A 19082-nucleotide genomic window follows, 5' to 3' on the forward strand; every position below is an offset into this window, starting at 1 on the left:
AAGCGGAGAGAAAACGCCATGCGTATCGGGCTTTACCCCGGAACCTTCGATCCGGTGACCAACGGTCATATGGATATCATCGGCCGGGCCGTGAAGCTGGTGGACCGGCTGGTCATCGGTGTGGCCCGGAATGATGACAAGGGACCCCTGTTCAGCACCGATGAGCGGGTGGAGATGGTCCGCGCCGAGGTGGCGGGCATCAAGGCCGACATTGTGGTTCAACCGTTCGAGACCCTGCTGATGCATTTCGCCGAGCACCTCGGGGCCCAGGTCATTGTGCGCGGCCTGCGCGCGGTGGCGGACTTCGAATACGAGTTCCAGATGACGGCGATGAACCAGCGCCTCAATGCCGACATCGAGACTGTGTTTCTGATGGCCGACCCCCGCCATCAGGCGGTCGCCTCGCGGCTGGTCAAGGAAATTGCCCGGCTGGACGGGGCCATCGACAGTTTTGTCAGCCCGGCGGTTGCCGAACAGGTTCGGGCCAAGGTCAAGGGACACACATGACGCGGAAATATCGACTTCTGGCCACGGCCTTCGCCATGGCCACCATTGCCGGACTGGCCCCGGCCATGGCGGGGACTGTTCCGGCTGCGGCGGGCGACTGGCGTCTGGTCGCGCCGGAGAACCTGCTGGTGATCGATACCAACAAGGGCCGGATTCTGGTCGAGCTGGAACCGCGCATGGCCCCGGGTCATATCGAGCGGATCCGCACCCTGGCGGACCAGGGGTTTTATGACGGCCTGAAATTTCATCGGGTCATCGCCGGCTTCATGGCCCAGACCGGCGATCCCGAGGGCACAGGTGCGGGCGGTAGCGAATTGCCCGACATGGCTGGAGAGTTCAGCTTCCGTCGCGGTTCGGACAGCGGCTTTGTCGCCGTCCCGAACAGCGGACCGGGTCTGCGCGGCATCATGGGGTCGATGCCGGTCGTGACCCAGCCCGATGCACAGATGTTCGTCACTGTTGATTTCAAGGCCGGGGCCGAGGGCCTGTTCTGCCCCGGCGTCGCCGGCATGGCCCGGTCGACCGGACCTGACAGCGCCAATAGCCAATTCTTTCTGATGATGGGCGAGAACGCCAGTCTCAACGGCAACTACACGACCTTCGGTCGCGTGGTGCTGGGCCTGGATGTCGTGCGGGCGCTGAAGACCGGGCCGGAGGCGACCGACGGGCGTATCTCCGACAATCCCGATATCATGACCCGGGTGCGGACGGCCTCGGTCATGACCGAAGGCGACCGGCCCACGGTTCGGGTTATGAGCCCCCAGGCTCCGGGGTTTCAGGCCGAGGTCGACCGGGTTCGCGCCGAGCGCGGCAGCCGCTTCAGTATCTGTGACGTGCAACCGCCGGCCGAACTGGTCGGCGGCTGATGGTTTTTCGGGGAGGGCAGGCCATGCGTGGAGTCTCAACTATTCTGACCGGTCTGGCTGCGCTGGCGTGCGCGGGTGGGGCCATGGCCCAGGACGTCGGCGGGCCGCCACCGCCGGCCGTGCCCCAAACTGCGCCAGCCGCACCCGCCGCCGTATCCGAATGGCGGACGGTGCCGGCAGGAAACCTGCTGGTCATCGATACCAACCGGGGGCAGATACTGGTCGAGCTGGCTCCCGAGGTCGCCCCCCTGCATGTCGATCGCATTCGCTTGCTGGCGCGTCGGGGGTTTTATGACGGCCTCGCCTGGCACCGGGTGATCGACTGGTTCATGGCCCAGACCGGCGATCCGTTGGGCAATGGCGAGGGGCAGAGTCCCTATCCCGACCTGACGGCCGAATTCACCTTCCGCCGCGATTCCCAAACCCCGTTCACGTCAGTTGCGGCCCCGTCCGGTGCGCTGGTGGGTTTTCTGCATTCCCTGCCGGTCCAGACCCAGCCGGATGCGGCCATGGCCCTGACTGGTGACGGCAAGGTGCACGGCTGGGGCCTGTATTGTCCGGGCGTCGCCGGTATGGCGCGGGACGAGGGTAACGACACGGCCAACAGCCAGTTTTTCCTGATGCGACAGGCCTATCCGGCACTGGACAAGCGCTATTCTGTCTGGGGGATGGTGGTGTCGGGCCTCGAGGTGGTGCGAGCGCTCAAGGTCGGGGACGGGGACAACGGCATGGTCACCGGCAGCCCGGATCACATGACCCGGGTTCGCGTCGCGGTGGATCTGCCGCCGGATGAACGGCCGACGGTGCGGATACTGGACACCGGGTCCGGAACCTTCCGGGCGATGGCGGACCGGATCAGGGCCACGCGGGGCGCGGATTTTTCGGTCTGCGACATTACCCTGCCGGTCGAGGTCACCACGCGTCAGGCCGCCGCCGGGGCCTGACCTCGCCGGCGACTGCGGGACCGTCGGCGTTTCGTCGGCGGCCGGTCCTGACGCATGTTTTGCAACAGCAGACCCTCGCGCAGGCCACGGTCGGCCACCCGTACCCGTTCACACGGCCAGGCCCGTTGCACCGCCTCCATGATGGCGGCCCCCGCGAGCACCAGATCGGCCCGGTCGGGACCGATGCAGGATTCCGCCGCCCGTCCGGCCGGGCCCAGCTGCTGGAGGGTCATCGCCGCGCGTTCGCAATCGTCGCGGGACATCCACAGACCGTCGACCAGATTGCGCTGATAGCGTTTGAGACCGAGGTGGATGCCGGCGAGGCTGGTGATGGCCCCCGAGGTTCCGACCATATGCGCCTGGCCGGCGACGAAGACGGATCGAAGCGTCGGCTCGACCTGCGTTACGGCCAGGGCCTCGCCCATGTCGGTGACCATGGCTTCGTACCATTGGTCATGATTGGCTGACGGTTCGGGATGACGTTCGGCCAGGGTCACGACCCCGACCGGGGCCGACAACCAGTCCACGGTTTTGAAGCGTCCGTTCTCGCGCCTCAGCCACGACAGTTCGGTCGAACCGCCCCCGACATCAACCACCAGCACCATTTCGGCAGCGGTATCGAACAGATCGAGACAGCCCTCGACCGCAAGGCTGGCTTCCTCGGCCGGATCGATGATGCGCAGTCGCAGGCCGGTGCCGCTGCGCACCCGTTCGACGAAGGCTTCGCCGTTGTCCGCCTGACGGCAGGCCTGGGTGGCGACCGCGCTCAATCGTGTGGATTCCAGGCCCTTCTTGGCCACCCGCTCGGCGCACAGGCTGAGCGCCTCATAGGCGCGTTCCATCGCACTGTCGTCGAGTCGGCCCGTGCGCGACAGGCCCTCGCCCAGCCGGACGATACGGCTGAAGGAATCCACCACGCGAAACCCGTCCCGCGAGGGTTTCGCGATCAGCAGCCGACAATTGTTGGTCCCCAGGTCGAGCGCACCGTAAAGTGGCGCGTCCCGGCCTGATGCCCCTTGACTGGCGGGCCTTTGGGGCTGGGACCGGTCGTCGCGCCGGACTGGCGCGCCGTCGATCTCCGGCATGGCCGAACTTTCAAATGGGCGGTCCAGAACGGCGCCCGTCCCGAACATGGTAGTCGCGGTCTGCCGTTCGCGCCAAGACAAACTGTCGCGAAAATGAACAGGACCCCGGGCATTAGGCTCAGGCTGCGGGGTTCACAGTGGTCTCATGGAAAACTCCCGGACCGCCAAATTCGGCCTCGGCCAGATCGTTCGCCACGTGAATAATGCATTTCGCGGGGTGATCGTGGACGTCGACGCCGCCTATTCCGGTACGCCCGGCGATACGACGCCGGAACAGGCTGACAGACCATTCTACAAGGTCTTTGCCATCGGGGCTGACAGCGGCCTGATGATCTATGCCGCCGAGGCCATGCTGGAAGTCGACGCAGACCTGGCGCGCCTGCCGCGTGGCGACGAGGTCCAGATGTTTCATGTCGACGCCCGTGGACGCCTGGCCCCCCGCATGCACCAGATCCACTGACGGTACCTCGATGATGACGGGATCGCCCCAAACGACTAGGATGGTGCTCCCAGTCGTCAGAGCCAGCGCAGGAGCGCGTCCATGTCCGATTTCGAGCATGTCTTTGAAACCCCGCCCGAGGGCGCGGCCGCCGACTGGACCATCCCTCAGGACTGGGATGCCTATACCGACGTCGAGCACCAGACCTGGGACACCCTCTATGCCCGGCAGATGAAAATCCTGCCGGGACGGGCGGCCGACGTGTTCCTGAAGGGGCTGACGGCACTGGACCTGAACACTGGCGGCATCCCCGATTTCGCGGTGATGAATCCCAAGCTGCAGGCCCTGACCGGCTGGACTGTGGTGTGCGTGCCCGGCCTGGTGCCGGACGAGGTCTTCTTCGACCACCTGGCCAACAAACGCTTTCCGTCCGGCCAGTTCATCCGCAAGCCGGACCAGCTGGACTATCTGCAGGAACCCGACATCTTTCACGATGTCTTCGGCCATGTGCCGATGCTGAGTGACCCCGATTTTGCCGCCTATATGGAGGCCTATGGCAAGGGCGGGCAGCGGGCGGCCTCGCTGGGCATGCTGCAGAATCTGGCCCGACTGTACTGGTACACGGTCGAGTTCGGCCTGATGCAGGACGCCGATGGCCTGCGCATCTACGGGGCGGGCATCGTCTCTTCGGCGACCGAGAGCGTGTTCGCGCTTGAGGATGCCTCTCCCAACCGGCTGGGCTTCGACCTCGAGCGGGTGATGCGCACCCTGTACCGGATCGACGACTTCCAGCAGGTCTATTTCGTCATCGATTCAATTGAGGCGCTGAAGCAGGTCACGCTGCAGGATTTCGGGCCGGTCTATGAGCGGCTGAAGGGGACGGACGATATCACCATCGACGCCATCCTGTCCGACGATCGCGTCCTGACCCGCGGCACCCAGGCCTATGCGGCCCGGGGCGGACGTTTCGCCGCCTGAGGCTGACCCCCGAATGATCAGTCCAGGTGGGTGATCAAGGACCGGTTTTTGGTATCGCGCATGAAGATGAAGACCAGCAGGGACACGCCGATCATGCCGGTGACATACCAATAGAAGGCGCTCTCCATGCCGATGTCCTTGAACCACAGCGCGGCGTATTCGGCCGTGCCGCCGAACACGGCGTTGGCGATCGCATAGGGCAGGGCCACACCGAGGGCGCGGATGTGGGCCGGGAACAGCTCGGCCTTCACCACGGCGTTGATGGCCGTATAGCCACTGACGATAACCAGGGCGCTCATCGACAGGGCGAAGGCGACCAGCGGACTCTGGGCCGTCGACAAGGCGGTCATGATCGGCACGGTGAACAGCACCCCGCCGACGCCGAAGGCGATCATCACCGGGCGGCGACCGATGCGGTCCGACAGGGCCCCGACGGCCGGCTGCAGCAGCATGAAGACAAACAGGGCGGCGGCGCTGATCTCGGTCGCCGTGGCCTTGCTGAAGCCGGTGGTGTTGACGAGGAATTTCTGCAGGTAGGTCGTGTAGGTATAGAAGGCCAGCGTGCCCCCGGCGGTCAGGCCCAGCACCAGCAGGGCCTCCTTGGGGTGTTTCAGCACCAGCAACAGGGCGCTGGACTTCGGGGCCTCGGCCGTATCCGTTTCGATGAAGGCGCGGGTCTCGTCCAGACGGCGGCGTAGCCAGAAGACGATCACCGCGAGGGCTGCCCCGACGAAGAAGGGCACGCGCCAGCCCCAGGCGGCCAGCTGGTCAGGGGTCAGGGTCTGTTGCAGGCCGATCAGCAGCATCAGGGCCAGCAGCTGGCCCGAGATCAGCGTCACGTACTGGAAGCTGGACCAGAAGCCGCGATGCTTCGCTGTGGCCATCTCCGACAGATAGGTGGCTGAGGAGCCGTATTCGCCGCCAACGCTGAGGCCCTGGATCATCCGCGCCAGCAACAGCAGGGCCGGGGCCCCCAGGCCGATGGTGGCATAACCGGGGGTGCAGGCGATGATCAGGCTGCCGGTGCACATCAGGCTGACCGACAGGGTCAGGCCCGCCTTGCGACCGCGTCGGTCGGCATAGACCCCCATAATCCAGGCCCCGATCGGCCGCATCAGGAAGCCGACGGCAAAGACGGCGGCGGCTTTCAGCAATCCGGCGGTGCCGTCGCCCTCGGGGAAGAAAACCGGGGCGAAATAGAGGGCGAAGGCCGAATAGGCGAACCAGTCGAACCATTCGACCAGATTGCCGGCTGAGCCGCCGATGATGTTCAGCAGGCGGCGGCTCGGGGTCATTGCAGGCTCTCCCATGCCGTCCATGTTCCCACAGTGTAGGCGAGGCCGAACACGAGCACGATGGTCGAACTGATCCAGGCGAAGGGGCTGGCGCGGCCGGTTCGAAGACTCATGACCGGAACAAAGACGAGGGCGCGGATCAGGTAGATGGCGCTGATGGCGACCAAGCCGGGCCTGAGCAGCGGCACAGGCGGCAGCACGCCCGCCCCTGACAGGGCATAGACGGACCAGATGGTCAGTACGGCGGCGATGCCCAGGGTGATCAGGGTGGCGATGGGAGAGCCCCTTTCAGCGAGCCGGACCATGCGCTGCCCGGCTCCGAAAAAAGCATACCAACGGGGACCGCCGAGGATAATGGCCAGATGCGCCAGCGCGGCGGCTGCGCTCAGGCCAGCGGCGAGCAGCAGCCAGGGATTGGAAGAACTCACGCGCCGGGTTCCGGCCGCCGCACGGTGACCGCGACGGCCAGAGCGAAGACGGCCAGGGCGATCTCGATCACCCGCTGGGCCGCGCCATACCATTCAAAGCCGGGATGCAGCAGCCAGATGGCGGCGGCGGCGGGAATGCCGCAGGCCAGACCCAGAGGATACAGAATCCGGCCGTGGGGCCAGCGGCGCGCGGCGAGGGCGATCAGGCAGATCCCGGCGATCCCGGCGAGGTAGCCGATGCCGCCGAACAGGTCGTGCAGCACGGCCGACGGGGTCGGGTCGGCCAGGCTGCATTCGAAGGCGCAGGGAAAGACCCCGCCGAACATCAGGCCCAGACCGTTCACGGCACTCAGGGCAAAGCCGGCCGTGGCCAGAAGCGAGCGCGGAAGCAGGCCGATGCACAGCAGCCAGAACAGGATCAGCAGCGCGCCCGAAATGATGAAGGCGAGGCTGACGGCCGGGCCGGTGACGGTGCCGGAGGCTCCCAGTTCGCTGATGAACTGGGTCAGGTGGTCATAGTCGGGATAGGCCAGGCCCCCGGCCACGGTCAGGCCGGCGAGGATCAGGACACTGAGGACGGCGCAGCCGAAGGCCAGATTTCTGATCACGCTGGAATTTTCCTTTGTACCGGTCCGGCGACGCTAGCCGGGTTTGTCAGGCCCGCCAACGCCCGCGCGAAACCCCTCGTCAGCCGCGCTGGAAGGGATAGAAGCCGGAGCCGAGGTCGAGAATGTCGCACAGCTCGTCCAGCGCACCGCGGCTTTCGGCCAGCAGTTGCGGGTCGGCCAGGTCGGCGGGGGCCAGGCTGTCGCGGTACCAGTTGGCGGCCCAGATCGACAAGCGGGCGTGCAGCTCCTCGGTCATCCGCATGGCCGGATTGGTCGCCGCCTGTTCGGCCTCGGTCAGCACCACGCGCAGGCGCAGGCAGGCGGGGCCGCCGCCGTTGCGCATCGACTGGCGCACATCGACATAGCGCACCGCCCCGATCGGACCATTGGAGGCGGCCAATGCTTGCGCCACCGCATGGCTGCGCGGGTTGTCGCGGGTCTCGGTCGGGCAGATCAGGGTCAGCCGGTCCTCGCCGGGGATCTGTACCAGCATGGAGTTGAACAGATAGGAGCTGATGGCGTCGGCCAGCGGCAGGTCGGCGTTGGAGACCTCGACGAACTGCGGCGCGAACAGGCCGTCGGCGGCGGCGCGGACGGCGGCCCTGGTCCCGGCCGTGTCCTCGAAGGCCAGCTCGTGGAAGAACAGGGTGTCCAGCGCTCCGACGCAGACCACGTCATTGTGGAAGGTGCCGCCGGCGATGGCGGCGCGCGACTGGCGCGGGAAGACCGGCCGTGCGGCCTGATGGCGGCGGGCGATGGCCTGCGAGGCCTCGTGCGTCTGGCGGGCGGGGAAGGCGTCGGCCCAGGGCTCGAAGGCCTCGCGGCCCCAGACCAGCAGATTGACCCCGGGCGCGCCGTGCTCGGCGCACAGGCGGACGTGGTTGGCGGCCCCCTCGTCAGCCAGATGGGCCACGGCAGGCAGGGCGTCATGAACGGCGAACCGGGCCGGGTCGGGGAAGAGGGCATCCAGCGCCCGTTTGGTCTGGGCGTGTTCCAGGCTGCGGTGCAGGTTGGTGTGCAGATTGGCCGGGGTGAAATGGACCCGGCCGTCGGCGGCGTCGGCGCTGGGCGTCACGGTGGCGGCATTGGCGGCCCACATCGGCGAGGCCGAACAGGCGGCGGCGGCGAAGCCGGAGGCCTCCTTCCACGCCCGCTCCAGCACGGCGGCGTCGCTGCCGGTAAAGCCGAGGCTGCGCAGGAAGGGGATGTCGGGCCGTTCGTGCGGCGGCAGCACATATTGCGGCAGGCCCAGGTCGGCCAGGGTTTTCATCTTGTCGAGCCCCTGCAGCACGGCGGCGCGCGGGTTCGAGGCCTCACCCTTGTTCAGGCTGGAGGCGAGGTTGCCAGGGCTCAGGCCCGCATAGGAATGGGTCGGGCCGATCAGGCCATCGGCATTGGCTTCGACGGCCCCACTCATGCCTTCCCCCCTTGCGGGGGAAGGTGGCGCGCGGAGCGTGACGGATGGGGGGACTGTCGGCGGGAGGTGGCGTGTCTGAAGGCGCGATCAACTGATCGCGTCAGCGTTTCAGCCCCCATCCGACCGGCTCCGCCGGCCACCTTCCCCCGCAAGGGGGGAAGGAAGAGAAGTGCCGAACTCATCCTTTAAGCCCCTTGATTTCACCTTCGATGTTCTTGACCGCCCCGGCCTCGAAACTGGCGACCGGATAGGCGCAGTAGTCGGCGGCGTAATAGGCGCTGGGGCGGTGGTTGCCGCTGGCCCCCAGGCCGCCGAACGGCATGTTGCCGGCGGCCCCGGTGGTCGGGCGGTTGAAATTGACGACGCCGGCGCGGATGCGGCGGATGAAATGATCCCAGTGGGCCGGGTTGTCGCTGACCAGACCGGCGCTGAGGCCGTAGCGGGTGGCGTTGGCCTCGGCGATCGCGGCGTCGAAACTGGCGGCGCGGGTCACCGAGAGGAAGGGGGCAAACATCTCCTCGTCCGGCACGGTCACGCCGGTGACCTCGATGATGGCCGGTTTGACGAAGGCCCCCGGCAGATTGTCGACCGGGCCCGAGGCGCGGATGACTTTGGCTCCGGCGGCGATGCGTTGCTGCAGGGCGGCCAAGGCGGCCTCGGCCGCTTTCGGCGAGATCAGCGGGCCGCCATAGGGTTCGGGCGTGCTGTTCCACGGGGCGAAGATCAGCCGGTCGACCAGGGCAGCGACGGCCTCGATGATGGCGTCGCCCTGCGGACCCTCGGGCACGATCAGGCGGCGGGCGCAGGAACAGCGCTGGCCGGTGGTGATGAAGGCCGACTGGACCACGATTCCGGCCACGGCCTCGGCGTCGGCCGCGTCCCAGACCACCAGCGGATTGTTGCCGCCCAGTTCGAGGGCGAGGATCACGTGCGGGTCCTCGGCGAATTTCTTGCGGAAATGCGCGCCCGCGGCACCCGAGCCGGTGAACATCAGGGCATCGATCGGCTGGTCCAGCAGGGCCGCGCCGGTGTCGCGTGCGCCCTGGATCAGGTTGAACACGCCGGTCGGCAGGTCGGCCTCGGCCAGGCATTCGGCCATCAGCTGGCCGGTGTGCGGCGTTTCTTCCGACGGTTTGAACACCACGGTGTCGCCGGCCAGCAGGGCCGGAACGATATGGCCGTTGGGCAGGTGGCCGGGGAAGTTGAACGGGCCCAGCACCGCGGCGACGCCGTGCGGCCGGTGGCGCAGGGTGGCGCTACCGAACGGCGTCTCGCTGGTGCGTTCGCCGGTGCGCTCGTCATAGGCCTTGATCGACAGGTCGACCTTGCCGGCCATGGAGCCGAGTTCAGCGGTGGTCTCCCACAGGGCCTTGCCGGTTTCACGGCTGATCGCCTCGGCCATGGCGGGGGCCCGGGTCTTCAGCGCCGTCTGGTAGCGTTTGACCGCATCGATGCGGTCCTGACGCGGGCGGTCGGCCCAGTCGGGGAAGGCGGTGCGGGCGGCGGTCACGGCATCGGCGACCTCGGCCCCGGTGGCAGCAGGGCCTTCCCAGACGGTGTCGCCGGTGGCGGGATCGATCGAGGTGAAACGGGTCATGGAACTGCTCATCTTTCCTTGGGCCTAGGCCTTCACACGCACAACATCGCCCGCCTTGACCCGCAGGGCGTCGGCGGTTTCGGCGGACAGGGTGGCGATATCCCCCTCGATGCCGACCTTCTGGCGCACGGCCCGGAACGCATTGACCGAACCGGTCGAGATCAGCGATGGCAATTCAGCCTCGACGTGATCGGCCACAGCCACAGTCAGGGGGCGGGCGTCGCGCACGGTGCGGATGTTGTCGCGGCCGCAGGCCACGGTCGGCCCGGCGTCGAAGATGTCGACCAGACCGTTGGGGCGGAAGCCCTCGCTCTCCAGCAGGGCCATGGCCGGCACGCCCTGCGGATGGACCTTGCCGATTACGGCCCGGGCCGGTTCGGGCAGCAGCTCGACATAGATCGGGTGGCGCGGGGCCAGGTCGAGGATGAACTGTTTGTCGGTCGAGCCGGTCATCATGTCCGCCTCGTCGAACGGCATCGGGAAGAATTTGTGGGCCACATGGTCCCAGAACGGGCAGCCACCGTCGGGGGTGAAGACCCCGCGCAGCTCGGCCAGAACGTTCTCGTGGAACAGCTCGGGCTGGGCCCCGATCAGCATGTAGCGGGCCTGGCTGAGCAGACGTCCGGCCCCGCCCTTGCGGCGGTCGGCCTTGAGGAACAGCGAGCCGACCTCGGACCAGCCGGTGCATTCATTGACCAGCACCAGGGTCTGGTGGTCCAGCTTGACGTCGACCGAGGGCGAGGACTGGGTATTGGTCACGACCCGGAACGAGAAGAAGGGCCGGTTCAGCCCCACCGCCGCCTTGACCGAGCCGATGCCGTCGACGTCGCCGGTGTCGGTCTCTTCCAGCATGACGGTGTACCAGCAGGCCTGGGGCTCCAGCTTGCCCGAGAAGCTGTCGCGGCTGAGGTCGAGGCGTTCCGACAGCTGGTCGGGGTCCTCGGGCAGGCTGGTGAAGCCCGGCCCGCTGAGGATGGCCAGTTCAAGCAGGTGATCGAGATCGGCCGGGCCGGCGGGGCGTACAACAAGCATGGATTACATCGTCTCCAGACGCAGGGCCTTCAGCCGTTCGGCGTCGATCTCGCCAGAGGCGATCTTGCACAGGATCAGGGCGCTCAGCTGGGCCCGTTCCACGAAACTGTCGGGCCAGGCGAACTCCTGGTCCGAATGAATGTCGCCACCGCGAACGCCCAGGGTGTCGATATTGGGCAGGCCCGCGGCGTGCAGGTTGTTGCCCTCGCAGACGCCACCCGACGGTGACCAGGCGATCGGCTGACCCAGCAGGGCCCCCGCCTTGCGCACGGCCGCGAACAGGGCGGCCTGGGACGCGTCCATCGGTTTGGGCGGGCGGGTGAAGCCGCCGTGCAGGTCCAGGGTCAGGCCCGCGAAGGGTGGGGTGGCGGCGATAGCCTTCACCGTGGCCAGGGTCCAGTCGGCGGCGGCCTTGTCGGGCACCCGGACATTGAAGCGGACCACGGCATTGTCAGCCACGACGTTCAGCGGTGCGCCGCCGGAGATTTTGGCCACATTGACGGTGACGCCCTCGTGCTGGCCGTTCAGGGCGTGCAGGACCGCGGCGAGGATGGCGGCCCCGGCCACGGCGTTGGCCCCCTCGTGGAAGGCGCGTCCGGCATGGGCGGCCTTGCCCGAGACGATCAGGTGGAAATTGCCGCTGCCCTTGCGGGCCCCGGCCATGGAGCCGTCGGACATGGCGGGTTCATAGGTCAGGCCGACATGGCCGCGCGCGCCCAGTTCGGCCAGCAGCGGGGCCGAGGCGGGCGAGCCGATCTCTTCATCCGGTGACAGCAGCACGGTCCAGCCGACGCGCTCACGGTCGGGGTGGGTCTCGAAAGCTTCCAGCGCGGCCAGCATGACCGAGATGCCGCCCTTCATGTCGGCGACGCCGGGGCCGTTCAGCGCGCCGTCGGCGCGGGTAACCACGGTCTGGAAGGCGCTGTCGACCGGGAAGACGGTGTCATAATGGCCGGTCAGGACGATCTGGATCGGGGCATCAGGGCGGCAGATAATTTTCAGGGCGTCGGCATGGGCCTCGGTGTGCACCGAACCGTCGTCGCCGACGGTGGTCGAGCCCTCGGTCGGGATGCGCACAACCTCGGCCGGCAGGGTCCGGGCCTCGGCCTCCAGCACGGTCAGCATGGCGTTCAGGCCGTCGGCATTGCGACTGCCGGAATTGATCGCGGCCCAGGCGAGAGTGCGCCCGATGATCGTGGTTTCGCGCGCTGCGACGTGGTCGAGCGCGGTCTGGTCGTGAGGAGAAATTTGCATGCCGGTGAACCCTAGCGGGACCGGGGCCAAAGGTGAAGCTGGGCATGAAGGAAACCACGGCCGATGCGGTCGTGGCGGCGGGCATGTCGGCCGTGGTGCTGTGGTTGACAGCGGCAAGGGACCCGGCCCTGCTGGTGGTCTATCTCGGCACACTGGCGAAACTGACCGAGGCTACGGCCCAGGCCGCCCCGAACGGCTCCGGCCACTCACCGGTTCGGGCGGCGTTCGTCGGTTGACGCAACGGGCGGCCGCGACTGACGACGCCAGCGGATCGACAGGCTGGCGTCGCCCTGTCCGCCGAATTTCGAGCTGACGGTCAGATTGCGCCGGACCTGCCATTCGACATTGACCGCCGCCCCGCCGACACCGCCGCCGATGACCTCCAGATAGACGTTGTCGGACAGATAGCGCCCGCCGGCGACGGTCAGAGCCGAGGCCTCGCCCCCGAACGACAGCCGGTCCAGTCCGGCCAGCTCCCGCAAATTGCCGATGACGTCGAAACCGCCGCCGCCGGCCAGTGACGCCACGCTGGCGGCCAGCTGAGCCGCTTCAAACGGTGACAGTTGCGAGGCCGATCGTCCGAACAGGACCTGGGCCAGAATCTCGTCCTGTGGCAGGGCCGGAGCCGAGGTGAGCGCGATCTGCGGTCGGGCCGCGGTGCCGGTGACGCGGATGGTGGCGGTCAGGGCCGGGTCCTCGCGCACGGCTGACAGGTTCAGCCGGATACGGGCCGGATTGGTCGACAGGGACACGGTTCCGCGATCATCGAAGACAAAGCGTTTGCCCGCGAAATCATAGTCGCCGCGGATGACCCGGGCCTCTCCGCTCAGAATCGGCTGGGCGATGGAGCCGGTGACCCGGGCATCAACACTCATTTCCACATTCAGGCCGCGGCCGACGACGAGGATATCGCCACCGGGCGAGCGCAGGGCGATGTCGAGGCCGATCTGCAGCCCGCCGGAGTTCGCCTGTCGTGGCACCACCGGGTCGCCGCCCGGGCGATTGACCTCGACCACGTCCATGCGGACGATTCCGGTAGAGCCGGGCACGGTGGCCTCGATCCGGGCGTCGTCAATGTCGATCCGCCCGGTCAGCTGGATCTTGCCGTCGGCGGCGCGGACCACGGTCAAGGGGCCCGAGGCACGGGCTCTGGCGATGTCGTTGTCGATGATGCGGAACCGGGTCAGGGCCAGCTGGAAACTGGACCCGGAACCCTGCCGCAGGCCGATGCGACCGTCGCCGCTGACCGTGCCGCCCGACCCGTCGGTCGCCCTGAAGGTCTCGATCAGGGCGGTGGTGTCATCGAAACGGCTGGCCAGCGAGATGGCAGCGAGGCGGACTCCGGTGATGGTATCGTGGAAGGTCCCCTGCTCGAGATCGAGACGACCGTTCAGGCGCGGCTCATTGATGGTTCCGGCCAGGGCGGCCTCGACATCGATCTGGCCGGCCAGTGAGCGTTCACCGCCCAGGAACAGATCCCAGATCGGCTGGATCTGCCCCTTGATCGAGACATTGCCCGACATCGGCCGGTTGCGGGCGATCGCCAGTCTGAGCGGCACGGCCGAAGCCTCGACCGGCAGCATCACGTCGACGACCGACTCGACCGCGCCCTCGTCCCGGGCGTTGGCCTGGATTCGCAGGGTGTTGTCGACCAGCAGGGCGTTCAGTGCGCCGTTTATGGCCAGTCCGCGCGGGGCATCGATACTGCGCACGTTCTGCAGGGTGACATTGGCCGAGCCCGACAGATCGTCACCGGTCCCGCGCAGGGCGACCCGACCGGTAACCCGACCGCGCATATTGGGGGCCAGCGAACCCAGCTCGACACTGGTCAGGTCGGCCTGGAGGATCGCGGCATTGGAATCCTGGCGCAGCTCACCCAGCAACACACCACCGCCGACACCCAGGTCGAACCGCACGATACGGCCGTCACCGGACAGGGCCACGACGGCCGGATTGCGGGTGCTGAAGGCGATATCGCGCACCCGGCCACCGCCGCGCAGGACAATGGACTGGGCCTCTCCCTGACGCGAATAGATGCCGGCTCCGTTGAATTGAACCGGGGTCGCGCCGGAGATGTCGGTCGACAGGGTGAAGGGCAGGTTGCTCAGGGTTCCGCGTCCGTTCAGATCAAGCGAACGCATGACATAGGCGGACCCGGACAGGCGGACGTTGCGACCTGTGACGTTGAGGATGGCGGCGTCGTCACCGTCGGTGTCGGTCAGCCGGATGCGTCCGTCGGCCGTACCGGAGGCGAGAAAGGCTCCCTGGCGGGCGGTGAAGGTCAGATCGGCGCTGGACGGAACGAGACTGGACAGGGTGACCGCCCCTTTCAACAACAGGCCACCGGCGTTCATGTCCACATCCGTCAGACGGATCTGATTGCGGCCGAAGAAGAAATTGCCCGACACGGCGGCGGGGCCGTATTTGGATCCGGCGGTGATGGCGAGACGTCCGTCAGACGCGTCGACCCCCCGACGGAAGCTGAGGATCAGATCGGCATCGGTCAGGTTCAACGCGCCGGACGACACATTGTCGAACCGGGCGTGCAGGTCCGCGCGGGGCAGGTTCACGGTGCCGGTCAGGGCTCCGTCGCCGGTCATGGCACCATCCACCTCGACCGGGCCGACCCCGAAGGGGCCCCGGGTATCCCAGTCCAGGGCCAGTCGCAGACGGCCGTCTCCCTCGATCAGGCCGCGGGCACCGGCGTTTCCGGCGGCACCGGTCAGTCGTGCCGACTCGATTTCGGTGCGACCATCCTTCAGGGCACCGTTCAGGCGCAAACGCGGAACCGGACCCAGAAGGCGGTCCAGCTCGGCCATGCCGGTGGTGACCCTTTGCCCGCGTCCGTCGAAAGTGAAATTCCAGGGGGCACCCGACTTCGATGAAATCGCCGTCAGGGACCCGCCCAGCACCCCGCGCGCGCCCTGCTGAATACGACCGAGGTTTGTGATCGCTGCTCGCCCCCGGAAACTCATGCCGCCGGTCAGGCCGCGTGCGCCGGTACCGTTGAGATCCAGGGCCTGCCCCTCGGCCTTGATCCGCTCCAGCAACAGGGCCCCGTCGGCCGATCGGGTCGCCTTGAGCTGGACCCGTGGCGTGGCCCCGAGCAGGGTTCCGATAATTCCGGCACTCGCCCCTCCGGTCGCCCGCAGGTCGGTGTCGACGATGAAACCGCCCTTGGTGCTTCGGACATTGAGCGCACCGCTGACCCTGGCCGCGCGATAGCCGATCAGCTCGGCCCGCAGCAGGGAGGTGGCCCCGTTCAGGGTCCAGCTGCCGGCATCGCCCCGGAACACGCCGTTCCAGGCGGCTGCACCTCCGGTGGTCTGGCCCAGCAACCGGCTGAGCGACGGGGTCGAGGCCGCGATCCGGATCCCGTTTCCGGCATTCCGGTCGGCGGGACGGATGAGGCCGCGGGCGCTGGCGTTCAGATTGTCCGATATCAGCCGCCAGGCCACGCCCTGATAGCCGTCGCGCCGCGGGTCCGGGAGGGTTGCCAGACCAAAACGCGCGGTACGCCCGATCCGGGCGATGAAGGGCTGCATCAGATCCGAGCCGGAGAAATCGGCGAAACCGCTGATGCGGGTTCCGTCGTCGCCATAGTGTCCCCTGACGGCCAGGGGCGTAAAATCACCTGTCCGCATGACGACATTGACGATCTCGCCGTTGACGATGGCGACGGCTGAAAACGGCCTGTCCGGCGAATAACCCAGAGAGCCGGCAATCGGTCCGCCACTGGCTTCACTTGCGCGCAGGTTGATGCGCATCTCTTCGATCTTGCCGCCGAAGGAGGCGGTCAGGCGGAGGAAGTCACCCTTGCGGCTGTTGCTGTAGGCATTGACGCTGGCCGTTTTGGTGCCGACGCGGGGGACGTTGGCCTCGCCTGCCAGACGCCAGCGGCCATATTCCTTGCTGAACCCTTCCAGCAGTTCGATATTGGCCGAGAAGCTGTCGATGTCGATGGCCAGAGGGGCCGGGCCGGGCGGTTCGAGCGAGGGTTCGAGTTCGGGTCGGCGGATCAGGCGGACGACGTCGGCCGTAACCTCCGTCGCATGAAAACGTCGACTGACGAGTGCCCAGTAGGACCAGTCGACGTGAACATTGCGCGCTTCCAGCCAGACACCGCTGGCGTCGGTGACGGTGACGCGGTCCACGGTGAAGTCGTCGAACAGGTCACCTTTGACCCCCTCGACATTGATGCGGCCGTACCGGCCCAGCTTCTTGCCTGCGGCGAAGCTGGTGACCAGGTTTCGGCCGGATTCCGACAGCAGATACATTCGTCCGCCGACCAGGCCGATGACGGCAAGGACCACGAGGACCGTACTGACGATCCCGGCCAGAAAGCCGATGGTCTGCAGGCGTGTACGCTTCTTCCGGGCCGTTTCGGCCGGACTGTCGGCCACGGCCGGTTCAGGCATGGGTGGGCCTGGGTCGGTCAAAATGCCTGGCCGATGCTGATGTAGAGCTGGAAACTGGCGTCGCCGGCACGCTTGTCGAGCGGGAAGGCGATGTCGGCGCGGATCGGCCCGAAGGGCAGTTTGTAGCGTACGCCCATGCCTGCGGCGTAGCGAAGATTGGCGAGGTCCGGGGCCGTCTGGAACCCGACGGAACCGGCGTCGACGAAGGCCGCGATCCCGATGTTGTTGCCGATGTCGCGGCGTATTTCCACCGATGACTCGAACAGGGACAGGCCACCGCGCGGCGTATTGTCAGGCAATCTGGGACCGACTCCCTGGTAGGCATAGCCGCGTACCGAACCGCCGCCGCCGGAAAAGAACAGACGGTCCGATGGCACGGCCAGTTCCTGACCGCCCAGGATCGAACCCAGGCGCAGGCGTCCGGCCAGCACCGTGCGCCCGTCGGCTTGCAGCGGCATATAGGCGGTTGCCTGGGCCTCGGTGCGCAGGAAGCCCGTCGTACCCTGACCCGACACCGCAGTCGGCTGGGCCGAGATGGACATGCGCCAGCCCTTGGTCGGGTCCAGCGGATTGTTGGAGCGATCGATATAGGCGCTGGCCCGTCCGGTCAGAATCACCAGATCGCGGTTGAAATTGATCGGGGCTGCTGTCAGGGGATCGAAACGGCTTTCATCATATCTGCCAGCATCCAGGCCGACGCCGTAGCTCATCCACGATGTTCGTCCCAAGCGCTGACGCAGGTTGGCCGATATGGTGGCTGCGGTGCGCCTGTAGGCATTTGTATCTTCGTTGACCAGCGCTCCTGACAAGGTCAGCGTCCGGCCGGGGCGACGCCAGTGTGGCAGGCTGAGGTCGGCCCCGATGCGACTGTCGATATTGGCCAGCCGGGCCTGATACCGCAGGGTGTCGGCGCGTCCGAACCGGTTGTAGTGGGTCTGGATGACATCGACACCGGACCCCTCCGCCGTCGAGAAGGTGGCCCCGGCCTCGAGAATCCGGCGCGGCCGGTCGGTCAGGGTCACGATGATCGGTCGTAAACCCTCCACATTCTGGTCCTGTGGCGACAGGGCGACGCCTACGCCCTCATAGACTCCGGTCTCGAGCAGGCGGCGTTCCAGCTCGGCCACATTCTCGGGGTCGTAGCGGTCACCTGCTGTCCAGGGTGCCAGCCCCGTGACCCAGGCGGGGTTGGTCCGGCCGCTGGTCTCCAGTTTCACGCCGTCCAGCCGTACCAGTTGACCGGCGACGATGCGGAATTCCGGTTGCATCGTGAAGGTCGCGTGATCAACGACCACCCGGCGGGGCTCGGTCCTGGCATCGGCATAGCCCCGACGTGTAAGTCCGGCCACGATCCGGCCTTCGGCCGCGATGACGTCTACGGCTCGACCGGGCGCGCCTGCGCGCAACCCGATGTCCTCGTCAGCGGCCTGGCTGGTTGCAGGATCGGGCACGGGATCAGACCACAGGATGGTCGGTTCCGTCAGGACGAAACGCCGCCCGGGGCTGACCCTGACAATGGCGACGGGGGTTTCCTCACCTTCGACGACATCCTGCAGGTCCGGCTGGTAGTAACCTTCCGAACGCAGCAGGGCCTCGGCGGCCTCGACTCCCGCACGTGCGCGCCGTCTGGCCTCGAAGCGACTGGCGGGGGCCCCGTCGACATCGCCGATGGCCCGCTCCAGCTGGGTGCGCAGTTCGCCGCTGATTTCGCCCCGAATGTGGGCGCGCGGCTCGGCCAACGCGGAAACCGCCGGGATCGACCCCAGCACCAGGCCGATCAGAAACAGATGAATCCTGGGCGTCAAACTGGAACCTTCGTCAGCGTCGGGCGGGCGTCTGGACACCGGCTTCGGCTAAGGTCCACCACTGATCGTCGCAACGGCCTGTGGCGACCCTGTGGCACCGCCGGGCGGCACAGGACTCAATAGAACAAGGTTTCACTTTCCGGGCGAACCGTTTCGGCCGAGGTCCGCGGCTGCTGAGGCGCGGTCTGGGGCGCGGCCGGAGGTGTCTCGACGACTGCCGTATCGGCGGCCGGGTCGGCAAAATCCTCGACTGCCGGTGCGACCGGAGCCTCATCGGCGATTTGCCCGCGCTCGCTATAGTCGTCGGAATATTGCCGGTCCTCGCAACCCGCCAGCCCGGCGACGCCTGCCAGGACGGCGGCCAGTATCAATCGTTTCATCGGATGTCTCCCCGAAGTCAGAATTCAAA

Annotated in this window: 17 protein-coding genes; 6 read left to right on the top strand and 11 right to left on the bottom strand. The window is 67.2% G+C overall.

Annotated elements, in window-relative coordinates; genetic code table 11:
* The first annotated feature begins 18 nt into the window (after positions 1 to 18).
* The 3 genes from coaD to AAC050_RS10435 are packed head-to-tail and all read left to right on the top strand — an operon-like array spanning position 19 to position 2317.
* The gene (gene coaD / locus AAC050_RS10425) at positions 19 to 507 is read left to right on the top strand and encodes a pantetheine-phosphate adenylyltransferase (protein ID WP_339915019.1); all 489 of its coding nucleotides are present in this window, start codon (positions 19 to 21) and stop codon (positions 505 to 507) included.
* Positions 504 to 1373 carry a peptidylprolyl isomerase gene (locus AAC050_RS10430; RefSeq protein ID WP_339915020.1) on the top strand — a complete coding sequence of 290 codons (870 nt, stop codon included), beginning with the start codon at positions 504 to 506 and terminating at the stop codon, positions 1371 to 1373. Before coaD ends, AAC050_RS10430 begins: the two co-directional genes overlap by 4 nt.
* A 23-nt stretch (positions 1374 to 1396) precedes the next feature.
* Complete coding sequence (locus tag AAC050_RS10435) at positions 1397 to 2317, top strand: peptidylprolyl isomerase (protein WP_339915021.1); 921 nt, start codon at positions 1397 to 1399, stop codon at positions 2315 to 2317.
* On the opposite strand, the gene AAC050_RS10440 is transcribed toward AAC050_RS10435, so the two are convergent.
* Positions 2296 to 3402, bottom strand: a complete 1107-nt coding sequence (locus AAC050_RS10440; RefSeq protein WP_339915022.1) for a Ppx/GppA phosphatase family protein — start codon at positions 3400 to 3402, stop codon at positions 2296 to 2298. The two genes, AAC050_RS10435 and AAC050_RS10440, sit on opposite strands and share 22 nt — an antisense overlap.
* Positions 3403 to 3547: 145 nt before the next feature.
* Here AAC050_RS10440 and hspQ point away from each other — a divergent pair, with 145 nt between their 5' ends.
* The gene (gene hspQ, locus AAC050_RS10445) at positions 3548 to 3862 is read left to right on the top strand and encodes a heat shock protein HspQ (RefSeq protein WP_339915023.1); all 315 of its coding nucleotides are present in this window, start codon (positions 3548 to 3550) and stop codon (positions 3860 to 3862) included.
* Between the two features lie 81 nt (positions 3863 to 3943).
* Positions 3944 to 4819: a phenylalanine 4-monooxygenase gene (phhA, locus tag AAC050_RS10450; protein WP_339915024.1), complete on the top strand. Its 876-nt coding sequence runs from the start codon at positions 3944 to 3946 to the stop codon at positions 4817 to 4819.
* Between the two features lie 17 nt (positions 4820 to 4836).
* Here phhA and AAC050_RS10455 read toward each other — a convergent pair whose 3' ends face one another.
* The 7 genes from AAC050_RS10455 to AAC050_RS10485 form a co-directional block, all read right to left on the bottom strand.
* Positions 4837 to 6114 (bottom strand): MFS transporter, encoded by a 1278-nt coding sequence (locus tag AAC050_RS10455; protein WP_339915025.1) that lies wholly within the window; start codon positions 6112 to 6114, stop codon positions 4837 to 4839.
* Complete coding sequence (locus tag AAC050_RS10460) at positions 6111 to 6542, bottom strand: hypothetical protein (protein WP_339915026.1); 432 nt, start codon at positions 6540 to 6542, stop codon at positions 6111 to 6113. The genes AAC050_RS10455 and AAC050_RS10460 overlap by 4 nt, the downstream gene beginning before the upstream one ends.
* Positions 6539 to 7150, bottom strand: coding sequence for a DUF998 domain-containing protein (locus AAC050_RS10465; protein WP_339915027.1), 612 nt, complete (start codon positions 7148 to 7150; stop codon positions 6539 to 6541). The genes AAC050_RS10460 and AAC050_RS10465 overlap by 4 nt, the downstream gene beginning before the upstream one ends.
* 79 nt (positions 7151 to 7229) lie before the next feature.
* On the bottom strand, positions 7230 to 8567 hold the full coding sequence (gene astB / locus AAC050_RS10470) for an N-succinylarginine dihydrolase (protein WP_339915028.1): 1338 nt from the start codon (positions 8565 to 8567) through the stop codon (positions 7230 to 7232).
* A gap of 178 nt (positions 8568 to 8745) precedes the next feature.
* A complete protein-coding gene (gene astD, locus AAC050_RS10475) occupies positions 8746 to 10164 on the bottom strand; it encodes a succinylglutamate-semialdehyde dehydrogenase (protein ID WP_339915029.1) in 1419 nt (472 codons plus the stop codon).
* Positions 10165 to 10188: 24 nt separating this feature from the next.
* Entirely contained in the window at positions 10189 to 11196 is a 1008-nt protein-coding gene (locus tag AAC050_RS10480) for an arginine N-succinyltransferase (RefSeq protein WP_339915030.1), read from the bottom strand.
* Positions 11197 to 11199: 3 nt separating this feature from the next.
* Complete coding sequence (locus AAC050_RS10485) at positions 11200 to 12450, bottom strand: hydrolase (protein WP_339915031.1); 1251 nt, start codon at positions 12448 to 12450, stop codon at positions 11200 to 11202.
* Positions 12451 to 12494: 44 nt separating this feature from the next.
* Here AAC050_RS10485 and AAC050_RS10490 point away from each other — a divergent pair, with 44 nt between their 5' ends.
* Complete coding sequence (locus tag AAC050_RS10490) at positions 12495 to 12686, top strand: hypothetical protein (protein WP_339915032.1); 192 nt, start codon at positions 12495 to 12497, stop codon at positions 12684 to 12686.
* On the opposite strand, the gene AAC050_RS10495 is transcribed toward AAC050_RS10490, so the two are convergent.
* The 3 genes from AAC050_RS10495 to AAC050_RS10505 form a co-directional block, all read right to left on the bottom strand.
* Positions 12657 to 16868 carry a translocation/assembly module TamB domain-containing protein gene (locus AAC050_RS10495; protein ID WP_339915033.1) on the bottom strand — a complete coding sequence of 1404 codons (4212 nt, stop codon included), beginning with the start codon at positions 16866 to 16868 and terminating at the stop codon, positions 12657 to 12659. The genes AAC050_RS10490 and AAC050_RS10495 overlap by 30 nt on opposite strands.
* Positions 16869 to 16885: 17 nt before the next feature.
* Entirely contained in the window at positions 16886 to 18673 is a 1788-nt protein-coding gene (locus tag AAC050_RS10500; RefSeq protein WP_339915034.1) for an autotransporter assembly complex family protein, read from the bottom strand.
* Between the two features lie 116 nt (positions 18674 to 18789).
* Positions 18790 to 19053, bottom strand: a complete 264-nt coding sequence (locus AAC050_RS10505; protein ID WP_339915035.1) for a hypothetical protein — start codon at positions 19051 to 19053, stop codon at positions 18790 to 18792.
* Positions 19054 to 19082 lie beyond the last annotated feature (29 nt).

It is taken from the genome of uncultured Brevundimonas sp., from assembly GCF_963974615.1.
Lineage (GTDB): Bacteria > Pseudomonadota > Alphaproteobacteria > Caulobacterales > Caulobacteraceae > Brevundimonas.

Coding starts and splice junctions, on each gene's coding strand:
- AAC050_RS10505 (WP_339915035.1), bottom strand. CDS start 19,053: ATGAAACGATTGATACTGGCCGCCGTCCTGGCAGGCGTCGCCGGGCTG.
- astB (WP_339915028.1), bottom strand. CDS start 8,567: ATGAGTGGGGCCGTCGAAGCCAATGCCGATGGCCTGATCGGCCCGACC.
- hspQ (WP_339915023.1), top strand. CDS start 3,548: ATGGAAAACTCCCGGACCGCCAAATTCGGCCTCGGCCAGATCGTTCGC.
- AAC050_RS10490 (WP_339915032.1), top strand. CDS start 12,495: ATGAAGGAAACCACGGCCGATGCGGTCGTGGCGGCGGGCATGTCGGCC.
- AAC050_RS10455 (WP_339915025.1), bottom strand. CDS start 6,114: ATGACCCCGAGCCGCCGCCTGCTGAACATCATCGGCGGCTCAGCCGGC.
- AAC050_RS10485 (WP_339915031.1), bottom strand. CDS start 12,450: ATGCAAATTTCTCCTCACGACCAGACCGCGCTCGACCACGTCGCAGCG.
- AAC050_RS10480 (WP_339915030.1), bottom strand. CDS start 11,196: ATGCTTGTTGTACGCCCCGCCGGCCCGGCCGATCTCGATCACCTGCTT.
- AAC050_RS10440 (WP_339915022.1), bottom strand. CDS start 3,402: ATGCCGGAGATCGACGGCGCGCCAGTCCGGCGCGACGACCGGTCCCAG.
- AAC050_RS10495 (WP_339915033.1), bottom strand. CDS start 16,868: ATGCCTGAACCGGCCGTGGCCGACAGTCCGGCCGAAACGGCCCGGAAG.
- astD (WP_339915029.1), bottom strand. CDS start 10,164: ATGACCCGTTTCACCTCGATCGATCCCGCCACCGGCGACACCGTCTGG.
- AAC050_RS10430 (WP_339915020.1), top strand. CDS start 504: ATGACGCGGAAATATCGACTTCTGGCCACGGCCTTCGCCATGGCCACC.
- AAC050_RS10435 (WP_339915021.1), top strand. CDS start 1,397: ATGCGTGGAGTCTCAACTATTCTGACCGGTCTGGCTGCGCTGGCGTGC.
- phhA (WP_339915024.1), top strand. CDS start 3,944: ATGTCCGATTTCGAGCATGTCTTTGAAACCCCGCCCGAGGGCGCGGCC.
- coaD (WP_339915019.1), top strand. CDS start 19: ATGCGTATCGGGCTTTACCCCGGAACCTTCGATCCGGTGACCAACGGT.